Raw genomic sequence first — 12995 nt, forward strand, 5'->3', positions numbered from 1 at the left:
CGTCGGCCCACTGCCCAACTCCGAGCAGAGGCAATGCCTTTGGGGTCGTGCGGACCGGTTGGCCGCCGTCCCGGTCCTGCGTACGATCGGGCACGGTCTGAGAGCGCTCTCAGGCTGTCATGCTCCGAACAAGCACAGCCTCAGGAGGCCCCCCACATGACTCCTCGACACCGGCTCCCCCTCGGCCGTCGCAAGCTGCTCGTCGCCCTCGGCGGAGCCGCCGTGGCCGCCCCCGCCGTCGCCGCCGTGGCCCCGCACGCCCTCGCGGGCACCTCCCCGGACGACGGCGCGTCCCGGGCGCAGGCCGCAGGCGCCCTCCCGCTGACGGTCGTCAACAGCACCGGCTCCTTCGGCAACGCCGACGTCCACGTCTACATCGTGGGCAACCAGGACGGCCGCCAGGTGCGGGTCACCCCCGACGGCACCCTGGCGCCGGTCGCCCTGTCGGACAACGGCCCCGACGGCTACGCCGACTACGCGCTCGGCCTCTCCGGCAGCGGCGAGACCCGGCTCTCCCTGCCGTACATGTCCGGCCGGATCTACGTGGCGCTCGGCCAGAAGCTGAAGTTCAAGGTCGTCACGGACGGGGCCGGCCGGCCCGCGCTGCAGTACCCGGCGGGGTGGGTGACGTCCGACCCCAACTACCGGGTGCTGCACGACTGCGCCGAGTTCACGTACAACGCCTCCGGGATGTTCTGCAACACCACCATGGTCGACATGTTCAGCGTGCCGCTGAGCATCCGGCTGACCGGCGCGCAGGACCAGACGACGGGCACCGTGCGCGCCGGCGGCCGGGCGGCCGCGTTCGCGGCGCTGCGGCAGGTCGAGGAGTTCGCACCGCTGGTCGTGGACGACACCCGCGTGATCGCCCCCGGGCACGGCCTGGACGCCGGACTGTTCCCGAGGGACTACCTGGCCCCGTACATCGACGAGGTGTGGAGCCTCTACACCGGCAGGGACCTCACGGTCACGACCGATGCCGGGACGTTCACGGGCCGGGTGCGCGGCGACCGGCTGACGTTCGACGGGCCCGCCCCGGTGTCGTTCGCCAAGCCGTCCACGCGGGACGTGCTGTTCTGCGACGGCGCCCTCGCCGCGCCCAACGACGGCACGACCGGTCCCGTCGCCGCGGTCCTCGGCGCCGGCTTCAACCGCTCCACGCTGCACTCCTTCGCCGCTCAGCCGACGACCGACGCCGCGTCGTTCTACCGCACCGGCGTCACCAACCACTACGCCAGGGCGATGCACGCGGCCACCGAGGACGGCAGGGCGTACGGTTTCGCCTTCGACGACGTGGCCGGTTTCGCGTCCTACATCCAGGACACCGCTCCCACCGGGATCCGGCTGACGCTCACCGCGTTCTAGCCGGCCCGGCCCCCGGCTCGGCGTGCGTGCGGGGGGACGGCGTAGGAGCGTGGTGGTGTGCGAAAGCTGTCCGCCGTGCCGTCGCGCCGGGGTGAGGACCGGCGGGGCTGGCTGCGGGGGGCACCACCGCCCCGCTGGGTGCGCGTCCTTCCGCCCGCCCTCGTCGTCGCCGTCTGCGCGGCGACGCTCATCAGCCCCGATCCGCTGGACATCGGCTTCCTGCTGGGCGCCATCCCCCCGCTGGCCGTCCTGTCGTACAGCCCGCTGGCGACCGCGCTGCTCGGCGCAGTCGTGGTCGCCCTGCTGAACATCCCGGCCCTGCGTCTCGACCGGCCGGGCGGGACCGACCTGCTGACCGTCGTCTTCGTCGCCGTGCTCAGCGTGTTCGTGTCCTTCGTGCGCAGTCGCCGTGACGCCCAGCTCGATCTCGAGCGCACCGTCGCCGAGGCCGCGCAGCACGCCGTCGTACCCCCGCTGCCCGAGCGGGTCGGGCCGGTGCGCTGCGCGGGGCTGTACCGGGCGGCGCAGCACGGGACGCTCGTCGGAGGCGACTTCTTCGACGTGCGCGCCGGCCCCTTCGGCGTACGGGCCGTGATGGGCGATGTGCAGGGGCACGGGCTGTCGGCGGTGGCGACGGTCGCGTCCCTGCTCGGGGCGTTCCGGGAGGCGGTGCTGGACCAGCCCCGCCTCTCCTCGGTGGCCGGCCGCCTCGACCGCAGGCTGCTGGTGGACTCGGCCCAGGCACGGCACCCGGAGCTGTTCGCCACGGCGGTGCTGCTGGAGTTCACCGCCGACGCCCGGCAGGTGCGGATCGTCGTGTGCGGCAGTCCGCCGCCCGTCCTGCTGCGCGGAGCGACGGCCACGGAACTGTGCGTCACGCCGTGGACGCCGCTCGGGCTCGGTCTGGAGCAGGCGGACGCGATCGAGGTGTGCACGGTCTCCCTGGACCCCGGTGACCGGCTCTTCCTCGCGTCGGACGGCGTGGTCGAGGCCCGCGACGACGGCGGCGCGTTCTACCCGCTGGCCGACCGGCTGGCGGCCCTGGCCGACGAGGACCCCACCGCGCTCGCCGAGCGCGTCTGGGCCGATCTCGTCCGGTTCTGCCCGGACGTGCAGGACGACGTCACGATGCTCGTGCTCACACCCGCTCCCGCGGCCGTCCGGTGAGGCCCGGCGGGACCGGCGCGCACGGCAGGCATCCGTCAGGGACGTTACGGTGATACCGGGGGATTCGGGACCGATGCCAGCACCGGGACCGAAACCGTGATCCGGACCCGAGGAGCTTGAGATCATGTCGACGCCACAGCCCGACGCTTCCCGGCCGTCCGAGGTCCGCGCGGCCGAGGACCGCGCCACCCCGGACAATCTGCTCCACACCCGCAACGGCACCGACGTGTCGCCGGAGGACATCGTCCTGGCCGCCGGCAGGGACCTCACCGACCGCAATCTGGAATGGGCCAGGCGCAAGCTGGCCGACGAGGGACCCGCGGCCCTGGACAAGCTGCTCCCCTGACCCTGGACGGGCACCGGCCGGGACGGGCCCAGCCCGCCGGGCCGGGGCCCTCAGCGCCGCTCCTCCCGGTCCGGCAGAGCCGTGTCGTCCTCCACGACGTGCACGGCGGCCTCCTCGGCGCCGGCGGCTCCCGCGTCGACGCCCACGTCGTCGGCGACGGTCTCCTTGGTCGTGTCGGCGCGCACGCCCTCGTCCGGGGCCACCAGCCTCCCCGAGCGCTCCGTGCCGGCCTCGGGATCGACCGGTTCGCCCGTCCCCCCGGGAAGGTCGCCCACATCGTCCCCGGCGGGCGGGGACACGTCCGGGACCTCCTGGGACAGCCGCTGGTCGAGGGTCTCGCCGTCGTGCTGCTCGCCGGCCGTGGTGCCGTGCTTGGTGACGCCCAGGGGCTTCTCCGGCGGGGAGTAGCCCTCGTCGAGCGTGTCGTCGTAGGTCCGCTCGTCGACGGCGTCCTGGAGGTCGAGGGGCGCGGCGTCCTCCTGCTCCTCGTTGGTTCCGGTGGGCTGGTAGGCGTCGTCGGCCATCGGGTTCGTGCCCATCGCTGCCTCCCTGTCGTGGTGCGTCGCCTCGGTGGTCCCGGTGCCCGGTTCGCGTTTCCCGAATCGCGATCTCTAACCCCGGCGGACGCGCCTGTCCGGCCTCACCGGCCTGCCTCACCCCGGCGTTCCGCCCGGCGCGGCGGGCGACGCGCGGCCGGATGCACCGGCGTTCCGCCCCGCGGGGGGCGACGCCGGGCGGCCGTCACACCTCGGCGGCCGGACCGTCCGGCCGGGTGCGCCGCTGGCGGACCATCTCGTGGCTCAGCTCCTCCGTCTCCGTCTCCGGCAGCCGCTCGAAACCCTCCTCGGTGATGACCGACACGATGGGGTAGATCCGCCGGCCGATGTCCGGGCCGCCGGTCGCCGAGTCGTCGTCCGCCGCGTCGTACAGCGCCTGCAGCGCGGCCAGGGCGGCCTCGCGCCGGGCCATGCCCGTGCGGAACAGCTTCTTCAGCGCGCCGCGGGCGTACGGCGAGCCGGAGCCCTCGGCGTGGAAACCGGACTTCTCGTAGCGGCCGCCGGCGACGTCGAAGGCGAAGATGCGGCCCCGGCCGCCGCCCGGCGCCGTGAGGTCGTAGCCGGCGAGGAGCGGGACGACGGCGAGGCCCTGCATGGCCTGGCCGAGGTTCTGCCGGATCATGCCGGCCAGCCGGTTGGCCTTCGCCCCCAGGGTCATGGGGGCGCCCTCCATCTTCTCGAAGTGCGCCAGTTCGACCTGGTACAGCTTCACCATGTCCAGCGCGATACCGACGGTGCCGGCGAAGGCGACCGCGGTGTGGTCGTCGGTGGGATGCACCTTCTCCAGGTCGCGCTGCGCGATGACGTTGCCCATGGTGGCCCTGCGGTCGCCGGCGATCAGTACGCCGTCGCGGTAGGTGAGGGCGAGCACCGTGGTGCCGTGCGGTGTCCGCTCGGGGTCGGCGCGCACGCCGTCCGGGAGGACTCGTCGGGTGATCAGCAGTTCCGGGCGGTGTGCGGCCAGGAACTCGGTGAAGGAGGACGTGCCCGGAGTGAAGAACTCCGCCCCCAGCCGGCCGTCCGTCTCCCTGCCCGTCATATGGCTCCCCCTCGTGTGTGCGTGCCTCACGCGTACGCCGACACCCGAGTCCTACCTGACGCGGGCGGACGGGAAACGCCCGAGGCCGTCGCGCGGCCCGGTGTGTCAGCCGGTGCCGTCCGGCTCCGGCCGGGGGGCGACGCCGACCCGCAGGTCGCCGATGCGGTGGGCTTCCCAGGAGCGGGCGTAGGCGGGCGGCTCGCCGCCCGGGCCGGTGATGGCGGCCACCGGGATCCGCCCGGCGGTGCGCACGATCTCCGCCACGGTGGTGTTCTCGTTGTTGCCGCCGGTGTTGCCGGAGGAGCAGCCGGTGTAGTAGCCGATCGGGATGGCCTCGTGCCCGGTGAGCAGGCAGGGCGGGCGGACGCCGAGCCGGTGGAGTTCGTCCGCGGTGCGGGCCCAGTCGCGGCGGCTGTCGGTGTTGCGGTCCACGGTGTACACGAGGACGACGAGCTGCACCGCCAGGTGCCCGGCGAGGCCGATCGCGACCAGCGTGGCCGCCACCGGCCGCCACCGGCCGCCCGGCGCTCTGACCAGGTGCCACAGCGCGTCGGCGACCGGGATGGCGAGCAGCGCGTAGGCGGGCTGGAGGAAGCGGGGGGCCGCGTAGCCGATCATGAACAGGTAGGGCAGGGCGGCCGTCGTGGCGCAGGCGAGGGGGATCAGCGTCCGGGCGGTGCGCCGGGCCCGGACCGCGACGACCAGGCCGAGGACGGCGAGCAGCGGCAGGACGAACCACCACAGGGTGATGACCGGGTGCGGCATCTCCCCGGTGCACGGCCGGCACAGGGCGCGTCCGCCCAGGCTGCGCAGCTGGTCGTCGACCGCGATGTGCCAGCCCAGGTCGCCCTGGATGCGGGAGGCCTCGTGCAGCCGTTCCGCGAGCCCGCCGTAGCCGGTGTAGGCCTCGACCACCCACTGCACTCCCCCGGCCGCGAGCCCTCCCACGAGGGCGAGCAGCAGCCGCCAGTGGCGGCGCACCAGCACGAGGACCAGCAGGGGCACGGTCACCCAGACGGCGTCGGTGGGCCGCATCCAGGCCATGAGCGCGGCACCGGCCGCCACGCCCCACAGGGCGGCCCGGCCGGGCCGCTCCTCCCGGGCCCGCACGAAGCAGCCGGCGCAGACCAGGGCGCCGACCGCGACCCAGTAGTTGGGCATGGCCTGCGGACCGTAGAAGAGGGTGACCCACAGGGTGGCGAAGAACGCTCCGGCGGTGGCCAGCACCCTGGCCGGGAACAGTCCCCGCCAGGCGCGCAGGGCCAGGTAGAGGCCGAGGCCGGACAGCAGGGCGAGGTAGACGCGCAGCAGCTCGGTGGAGGACGACCAGGACGCGACGGGTGCGACCAGCAGGGACACACCGCGGGAGCGCGGCGCGCTGAAGAAGGCGGCCGGGGTGTGGGAGGTGACCTGGCTGACGTACACGGTCTCGTCCCAGCCGAGGCCCATGCCGGGGCGTACGAGGAGCAGCTGGGCGAGGACGAAGAGACCGGCCACCGCCGCGAACAGGCGGTCGGCGCGGGGGTGCCGGGGAGTTCCGGACGCCGTCGCCGGTGCGCGTCGTCCCGTCCTCACGGCGATGGCGTCGGCGCCGTCGGCCATCGTCCACCTCTCACTTCCGCTCGTCGGGTGCCCGGTTCTCACCTCCTGCCGCCGCTGGCGGGAGCCTGGGAAATCATGGTCAACGTAACCCGCGTGGCACCTTTGCGCAGGGTGGAATACGGCCGGTCGTCTGATTTCGGCCACGTGTTCCCCGGGGCCGGCTGGTCATCGGGCGTTGGGCCGGCGGTGCAGGGGCTGCTCGGGGGTGGGGCGCCGCTTCGGGGCGGGGATGGCCCGGGTGACGGGGCCGTCCCCGTTCAGGTCCAGCTCGCTGTCGTGGTGACGGATCGTCAGCGGTGAGCCGGTCAGCAGCGTGTACGTCGCCTTGTCGGCAGCGATCTCCACGAGCAGGCACCGGCCGCGGAACTGGAGCCGGAAGGCGAGGCGGCCGAACTTCTCGGGCAGGTGCGGTGCGAACCGGAGGGTGTCGCCGGTGCGGCGGGTGCCGCCGAATCCGGCGACCAGGGCCATCCACGTACCGGCCAGGGAGGCGATGTGCAGCCCGTCGCGGGTGTTGTGCTCCAGGTCGGCGAGGTCCATCAGCGCCGCCTCCGCGGCGTAGTCGTAGGCCAGGCGCAGATGGCCGGTCTGGGCGGCGACGACGGCCTGGCAGCACGCCGACAGGGAGGAGTCCCGGACCGTGAGCGGCTCGTAGTACGCGAAGTTCCGGGCGATCTGGTCCTCGTCGCAGGTGGCGTCGAACCAGTTGCCGCACGTGTACATCGCGAGGACGAGGTCGGACTGCTTGATCACCTGCTTGCGGTAGAGGTCGAAGTAGGGGAAGTGCAGCATCAGGGGGTACTGGTCGGCCCGGGTCCCGGCGAAGTCCCAGCGCTGGTAGCGGGTGAAGCCGGCGTGCTGCTCGTGGACGCCGGCCTCGGGGTTGTAGGGGATGTGCACGGCCTCGGCGGCGTCCCGCCAGGTGGCGCTCTCCTCGTCGTCGACGCCGAGCCGGGACGCCTCGTCCGGGTGGCGTTCGCAGACGTCGGCCGCCGCGAGGAGGTTCGCCCGGGCCATGAGGTTCGTGTACGTGTTGTCGTCGGCGACGGCGCTGTACTCGTCCGGGCCGGTGACGCCGTCGATGTGGAAGACGCCGTGGTGGTCGTGGTGGCCCAGGGAGCGCCACAGCCGGGCCGTCTCCACCAGCAGTTCCAGGCCGGTGTCGCGTTCGAAGTCCGTGTCGCCCGTCGCCGCCACGTACCGCACGACGGCGTGGGCGATGTCGGCGTTGACGTGGAAGGCGGCGGTGCCGGCCGGCCAGTACGCGGAGCCCTCCGAACCGTCGATCGTCCGCCAGGGGAAGGCGGCACCGCGCAGGCCGAGCTGGGCGGCGCGCTCCCGGGCGGCGGGCAGCGTGTCCTGGCGCCAGCGCAGCGCCTCGGCGACGGCCCCGGGCTCGGTGTAGGTCAGCACGGGCAGCACGAACATCTCCGTGTCCCAGAACGCGTGGCCGTCGTAACCGGAGCCGGTCAGCCCCTTGGCCGGGATGGCCCGCTGCTCGGCACGCGCGCCGGCCTGCAGTACGTGGAACAGGCCGAAGCGGACGGCCTGCTGGATCTCCTCGTCGCCGTGCACCTCGACGTCGGCGCGGGCCCAGAAGTCGTCCAGGTAGGCCCGCTGGTCGGCGAGGAGGCCGTCCCAGCCGCTGTGGGCCGCCGCGGCGAGGGCCGCCTCCACCTGGTCGCTCATCGCGGGCCGGGAGCGGGTGCCCGACCAGCCGTGGGCGACCGTCTTGTGGACCCGCAGCCGCTGCCCGGGTTCCAGTACGGAGGTGATGGTCAGCCGGGCCACGTCGTCGCTGCTCTCGCTGCTGGTCGAGGTCTGCCCGGGGCCGTCGACGACGTGGTCGGCGGCCACGGCGACGCGCAGACCGCTGGCGCGGGTGCGGTGCACCAGACGCAGCCGGGGGCCGAGGGCGTGGTGCTCCTCCGGCTCCAGCGGGGACTTCAGTGCCTTGGCCCTGCGCGGGTCGCCCTCCGAGCCGGGCAGGCTCTCGTTGGCGACGAGTTCGGACTGGATGACCACCCGGGTCCGGCTGGTGACGGGCTCGACCTCGTAGGCGACGGCGGCGATGGCCCGCTGGGTGAGGGAGACCAGCCGGGTGGCGCGCACCCGCACGGTCGTGCCGGCCGGGGAGGTCCACTCACAGGTGCGTTCCAGCACCCCGCGGCGCAGGTCCAGGATCCGCTCGTGCTTGCGCAGCCGCCCGTAGCGCAGGTCGAACGGCTCGTCGTCGACGAGCAGCCGCAGCAGTTTGCCGTTGGTGACGTTGATGACCGTCTGGCCCGACTCCGGGTAGCCGTAGCCTGCCTCGGCGTACGGCAACGGGTGCAGTTCGTAGACGCCGTTGAGGTAGGTGCCGGGCAGGCCGTGCGGTTCGCCCTCGTCGAGGTTGCCGCGCCAGCCGACGTGTCCGTTGGACAGGGCGAAGACGGACTCGCTCTGCGCCAGGAGGTCGAGGTTGAGCGCCGTCTCGCGCACGCACCACGGCTCGACGGTGTACGTACGGTTCGTGATCACGCCTGGCCTCCCAGTTCGGCGAGGTCCTTCACCACTCGGTCGGCGCCGTGGGCGTACAGGGCGTCGGTCTGGCCGACGCGGTCGACGCCGACGACGTAGCCGAAGTGCCCCGAGCGGCCGGCGTCCATGCCGGCGAGCGCGTCCTCGAAGACGGCGGCGCGGGACGGCTCGACGCCGAGGTCGCGGGCGGCGGCGAGGAAGGTGTCGGGGCGCGGCTTGCCCGGCAGGTTCCGCTCGCGGGCCACCACCCCGTCGATCCGCACGTCGAACAGGTGCTCCGCGTCGATGGACCGCAGCACGTCCCGGGTGTTGGCGCTGGAGGAGACGATCGCGGTGGCGAGGCCCTCGGCGCGGACGGCGTCGATGTAGCGCAGCGTGCCCTCGTAGGCCTCCACGCCCTCGGTGCGGATCTTCTCCAGCAGCAGTTCGTTCTTCCGGTTGCCGATGCCGTGGACCGTCCGCGCGTCCGGCGGGTCGTCGGGTCCGCCCTCGGGCAGCTCGATGCCGCGGGAGGCCAGGAAGGAGCGCACGCCGTCGGCGCGGGGGCGGCCGTCGACGTACTCGTCGTAGTCGGAGTCGGTGAAGGGACGGAAGTCCCCGCCCCCGCGTTCGCGCAGGAACGCGTCGAAGGTCTCCTTCCAGGCCGCGGCGTGCACCACCGCCGTCCGGGTGACGACCCCGTCGAGGTCGAAGAGGCAGGCCCGGATGCCGTCGGGAAGTCCCAGCTGCGTCGTCATACCCGACACAGTTCCCCGCGGGGAGCCGTCCCATCAGGTGTACGTACGACAGGTGCTCCCCGGAGGGCGCCGCCCGGCGGGTGACACACTCTGCTGTGTGCCGCTGACTTTCGACGACCTCCTTGCCCGGGCCCGTTCCCTCCCGCGGGGCGGGCGGCGCGCGATCCTCGGCGTCGCCGGCAGCCCGGGCGCCGGCAAGTCCACGCTCGCCGAGCACCTGGTGCGGGAACTGAACGCGGAGGGCGGCGTGCCGTGGGTGGCGCACGTGCCCATGGACGGCTTCCACCTGGCCGACGCCGAACTGGACCGGCTCGGGCGCCGGGAGCGCAAGGGCGCACCCGACACGTTCGACGCGGCCGGGTACGCGGCACTGCTGCGGCGCCTGCGCGAGGAGGACGGCGACGACGTGGTGTACGCGCCGGCCTTCGAGCGGGTGCTGGAGCAGCCGGTCGCCGGGGCCGTCCCCGTGCCGCCGGCGGCCCGGCTGGTCGTGACCGAGGGCAACTACCTGCTGCTGGCCGACGGCGCCTGGGCGCGGGTGCGGCCGCACCTGGACGAGGTGTGGTTCTGCGAGGTGGACGAGCGCGAGCGGGTACGCCGGCTGGTGGCGCGCCACGAGGAGTTCGGCAAGTCCCACGAGGAAGCGGTGGCATGGGTGCTGGGCACGGACCAGCGCAACGCCGACCTCGTGGCCGGCACCCGGGACCGCGCCGACCTCGTCGTACCGGCGACGGCGCTGCCGCCCGCGGGTCCGGCGGCGGGAGAGACCCGCGCGTCCTCGGCGGTGCGCGGCGCCCGGGGCCGGCACGGCCTGCCGCTGTGAGCCGCACATCCGGTCCGGCGGGGCGGAGCGGATGCGCGGCTCGCCCGCCGGCCGGATCGCCGCGGGCGGCAGCCGGCCGGACGTGGCCGGCGGTGTCCGTCGCCCGGGGACCCGGCGGGCCGGCGGTGCCCGCGGCGCCGCCGGGCGGACGGGCGGGTCACTCCTCGGCGTAGTCGTCGGGGCGCACCCGGGCCTCCTCCAGGGCCTCGCGCATCGTGCGGCCGGTGGCACCCTGCCGGCGGGACGCGCTCTCCTCACGCTCGTCGGGGATGTCGTCGGTGGCCTCGGTCTTGGGCCGGTTCTCTTCCGGGACGGTCATGACGGGGGCTCCCTCGTCCGTCGTGTCGGGATCTTCCAAGGCGGCGGGTTCCCCTCAGGGGCCACGGCCATCCCTCCGCGGCGGGCGTCGGCGACGGCCCTGGTGAGCGGGGTCGGTGAGCTATGTTGAACCTCCGTGGGAGACAAAGGAGGCGCACCCGTGCCATCGCCGCAGCAGGCACGCGCGCAGGCATCAGCGATCACCTCGGGACGGACCGCGCCGGAGGCGGAGGTCTCCCCGACGGCCCAGCTCCGGACGCTGTTCGACCGGCCCCGCCTCTCCCCGGGGCAGCGGCGCATCGCCCAGTACCTGATCGAGCACCTCACCGAAGCGGCGTTCCTGTCGATCACGGATCTCGCCGACCGCGTCGGCGTGAGCCAGCCGTCGGTGACGCGGTTCGCCTCGGCGGTCGGCTTCAGCGGCTACCCGGCGCTGCGGGAGCGGCTGCAGACGATCGCGCTCGGCACCCGCTCCGGCGCCCCGGCGGAGGAGATGCGGGGCAACGAGCTGCAGGCCGCCGTGGACGCCGAGATCGAGAACCTGGAGAATCTGCGGCGCGACTTCGCCGATCCCGACCGGGTGATCGACATCGGCCGCAAGCTGGCCGCGTCGACCCCGCTGACCGTCCTCGGGCTGCGCATCTCCGTCTCGCTGGCCGAGTACTTCGCCTATGCCGCGCGCCGCGTCCACCCCGATGTGCGCCTGGTGACCCGGGGCGGCAGCGTCGCCTACGACGCCCTGCTGCAGTCCCGTGAGGCGGGGGGCACCTGGGTGCTGGCGTTCTCCATGCCGCGGCACGCCCAGGAGACGCTCACCGCGGTGCGGGTGGCGCGCGGCGCCGGACTCAGGGTGGCGCTGATCACCGACCTGGCGCTGGGTCCGGTGGTGGACGAGGCCGACGTCACCTTCGCCACCGGTACGGGGTCACGGCTGGTCTTCGACTCCTACGCCGCGCCGGGCGTGATGTGCTCCGCACTGCTGCAGGCCATGACGGACGCCGATCCGGAGCGGACGCAGGCCCGGCTGGAGGAGTACGAACAGCTCGCGGACCAGCACCAGTTCTTCCTCCGCGACTGACCGGTCCGGGCCCGGCCCCGGCCCGGCGGCCCGCACCTCCGGCCGCGACCGTGGTGCCGGTGCCCAGGTGGTCGGCGCAGACGGGGCCTTCCGCATCAAAGCAGGCATGAATGTTTTCATACGTCTTGCAAAGCCGACGGCATATATAAATACTGCTCACGGATCGCGACCCGGTCGTACCGGACCGCATCCGCACCCGCGCGAACATCCCGGTCCGCCGACTCCTACCCGCTCCGGCGCGCCGGGACGTTCGGCCGGGCGTCGCCTGCGCGAGCGCCCGCGGCGGTCCCGGTCATCCCCTAGGCCGGGGCCGCTGTCCTCCCACCCGTCGCACCACCCCGACGACGCCGCACACCGGAAGCGATGAACATGCCCCTGACGTCCACGCGCATCAGTCCGGACTGGCCGTGCCAGGTCAAGACCCCCGGCAGCTACGACTGGGAGCGCTCGGCGGCCAAGTGGCTGCGCGAGCTGGTGCCCGCCCGGTACGCGGGCTACCCGGCGTTGATCCGGCACCCGGTGCTGCTCGCCCGTCACGCGCAGATCCAGGTGCAGCAGGAGATCCGGGTGGCCAGGACCGCCCTGCAGACGGCGCGGGCCGACCTGCCCCGGCTCGGTCTGCCCGAGTCGGTCATCGAGCACACCATCAAGCTGTACGCGGCGGAGGTCCTGCAGCTGCAGCACATCGCGCGCAGCGTGCGCGCGGTCACCGAGGCCCTGGTGGAGCGCGGTACCGCCGGACGGTGACCGGCGGGGCCCGGCTGCCCCCGAGCCCGGCCGTCCCCGGCATGACCGGTCCGCCGCGTGGCACACGGAGGTGGATGAGCACCAGCGAAGCACCCCACGGCGAGCCGGTGACCACGGTCCTCACCTGGGAGGTGCGCCCCGGCCGGGAACGGCAGTTCGAGGAGTGGACGCACGGGATCACCCGGTGCGCCAGGCGGTTCCCGGGCAACGAGGGCGTCTCCTGGCTGCGTCCCGGACAGGGGCACCGCTACCACGTCCTGCTGCGCTGGTCCGATCCGCACCGGCTCGCCGCCTGGCTGGAGTCCCCGGAGCGCGCCTCGTGGCACGCGCGGATCGCGGGCGTGGCCACGGAGATCGGCAGCGAACGGCAGTCGACGACCGGGATGGAGACCTGGTTCAGCCTTCCCGGGATCACCGTGCAGGCCCCGCCCCGGTGGAAGATGGTGCTCACCACCTTCCTCGGCGCCTATCCCTTCACGTTCCTCATCCAGTGGCTCGTGCTGCCGCGGACGGCCGACTGGCCGCTGCCGCTGCGGGCCGCCGTGCTCCCGCTGGTGCTGCTGCCGATTCTGACGTACCTGGTCATGCCGCGTCTGAGCCGGCTGCTGAGGCTGTGGCTTTACCGGCCGCCCGAGGGCTGAGCACCGGCTCCGCCGGGGCCCCGGGAATCGAGTGACGAAAAGCCGGTCAACGCAT

At 73.7% G+C, this 12995-nt stretch carries 13 protein-coding genes; 7 read left to right on the forward strand and 6 right to left on the reverse strand.

Translation table 11 applies throughout. The features are described from left to right. The first annotated feature begins 156 nt into the window (after nucleotides 1–156). The 3 genes from H0H10_RS29985 (at nucleotide 157) to H0H10_RS29995 (ending at nucleotide 2878) form a co-directional block, all read left to right on the forward strand. Nucleotides 157–1365, forward strand: coding sequence for a beta-1,3-glucanase family protein (locus H0H10_RS29985; protein ID WP_188184280.1), 1209 nt, complete (start codon nucleotides 157–159; stop codon nucleotides 1363–1365). A 57-nt stretch (nucleotides 1366–1422) separates the two neighbouring features. Further along, complete coding sequence (locus tag H0H10_RS29990) at nucleotides 1423–2532, forward strand: PP2C family protein-serine/threonine phosphatase (RefSeq protein ID WP_188184281.1); 1110 nt, start codon at nucleotides 1423–1425, stop codon at nucleotides 2530–2532. A 124-nt stretch (nucleotides 2533–2656) separates the two neighbouring features. Beyond that, nucleotides 2657–2878 (forward strand): hypothetical protein, encoded by a 222-nt coding sequence (locus H0H10_RS29995; RefSeq protein WP_188184282.1) that lies wholly within the window; start codon nucleotides 2657–2659, stop codon nucleotides 2876–2878. Between the two features lie 50 nt (nucleotides 2879–2928). On the opposite strand, the gene H0H10_RS30000 is transcribed toward H0H10_RS29995, so the two are convergent. From H0H10_RS30000 to H0H10_RS30020, 5 genes are all read right to left on the reverse strand, one after another. Then, complete coding sequence (locus H0H10_RS30000) at nucleotides 2929–3417, reverse strand: DUF5709 domain-containing protein (protein ID WP_188184283.1); 489 nt, start codon at nucleotides 3415–3417, stop codon at nucleotides 2929–2931. A gap of 202 nt (nucleotides 3418–3619) precedes the next feature. Then, nucleotides 3620–4474 carry a proteasome subunit beta gene (prcB, locus tag H0H10_RS30005; RefSeq protein ID WP_188184284.1) on the reverse strand — a complete coding sequence of 285 codons (855 nt, stop codon included), beginning with the start codon at nucleotides 4472–4474 and terminating at the stop codon, nucleotides 3620–3622. Between the two features lie 105 nt (nucleotides 4475–4579). Then, nucleotides 4580–6076 carry a glycosyltransferase family protein gene (locus H0H10_RS30010; protein ID WP_188184285.1) on the reverse strand — a complete coding sequence of 499 codons (1497 nt, stop codon included), beginning with the start codon at nucleotides 6074–6076 and terminating at the stop codon, nucleotides 4580–4582. Nucleotides 6077–6241: 165 nt separating this feature from the next. After that, on the reverse strand, nucleotides 6242–8596 hold the full coding sequence (locus H0H10_RS30015; RefSeq protein ID WP_188184286.1) for a glycoside hydrolase family 65 protein: 2355 nt from the start codon (nucleotides 8594–8596) through the stop codon (nucleotides 6242–6244). After that, on the reverse strand, nucleotides 8593–9333 hold the full coding sequence (locus H0H10_RS30020) for a beta-phosphoglucomutase family hydrolase (RefSeq protein ID WP_188184287.1): 741 nt from the start codon (nucleotides 9331–9333) through the stop codon (nucleotides 8593–8595). Before H0H10_RS30020 ends, H0H10_RS30015 begins: the two co-directional genes overlap by 4 nt. Before the next feature lie 97 nt (nucleotides 9334–9430). On the opposite strand from H0H10_RS30020, the gene H0H10_RS30025 reads away from it, so the two are divergent. Beyond that, nucleotides 9431–10156: a nucleoside/nucleotide kinase family protein gene (locus H0H10_RS30025; RefSeq protein ID WP_188184288.1), complete on the forward strand. Its 726-nt coding sequence runs from the start codon at nucleotides 9431–9433 to the stop codon at nucleotides 10154–10156. Between the two features lie 157 nt (nucleotides 10157–10313). Here H0H10_RS30025 and H0H10_RS30030 read toward each other — a convergent pair whose 3' ends face one another. Continuing rightward, complete coding sequence (locus tag H0H10_RS30030) at nucleotides 10314–10475, reverse strand: hypothetical protein (RefSeq protein ID WP_188184289.1); 162 nt, start codon at nucleotides 10473–10475, stop codon at nucleotides 10314–10316. A gap of 159 nt (nucleotides 10476–10634) precedes the next feature. On the opposite strand from H0H10_RS30030, the gene H0H10_RS30035 reads away from it, so the two are divergent. The 3 genes from H0H10_RS30035 to H0H10_RS30045 all read left to right on the forward strand — a co-directional run bounded on the left by H0H10_RS30035 (nucleotide 10635) and on the right by H0H10_RS30045 (nucleotide 12940). Further along, nucleotides 10635–11552: a MurR/RpiR family transcriptional regulator gene (locus tag H0H10_RS30035; protein ID WP_188184290.1), complete on the forward strand. Its 918-nt coding sequence runs from the start codon at nucleotides 10635–10637 to the stop codon at nucleotides 11550–11552. 363 nt (nucleotides 11553–11915) lie between these two features. Continuing rightward, a complete protein-coding gene (locus tag H0H10_RS30040; RefSeq protein WP_188184291.1) occupies nucleotides 11916–12299 on the forward strand; it encodes a hypothetical protein in 384 nt (127 codons plus the stop codon). A 74-nt stretch (nucleotides 12300–12373) separates the two neighbouring features. Continuing rightward, nucleotides 12374–12940 (forward strand): antibiotic biosynthesis monooxygenase, encoded by a 567-nt coding sequence (locus H0H10_RS30045; protein ID WP_188184292.1) that lies wholly within the window; start codon nucleotides 12374–12376, stop codon nucleotides 12938–12940. The last annotated feature ends 55 nt before the right edge of the window (nucleotides 12941–12995 follow it).

Source organism: Streptomyces griseicoloratus, from assembly GCF_014534645.1.
Classification (GTDB): Bacteria; Actinomycetota; Actinomycetes; order Streptomycetales; family Streptomycetaceae; genus Streptomyces; species Streptomyces griseicoloratus.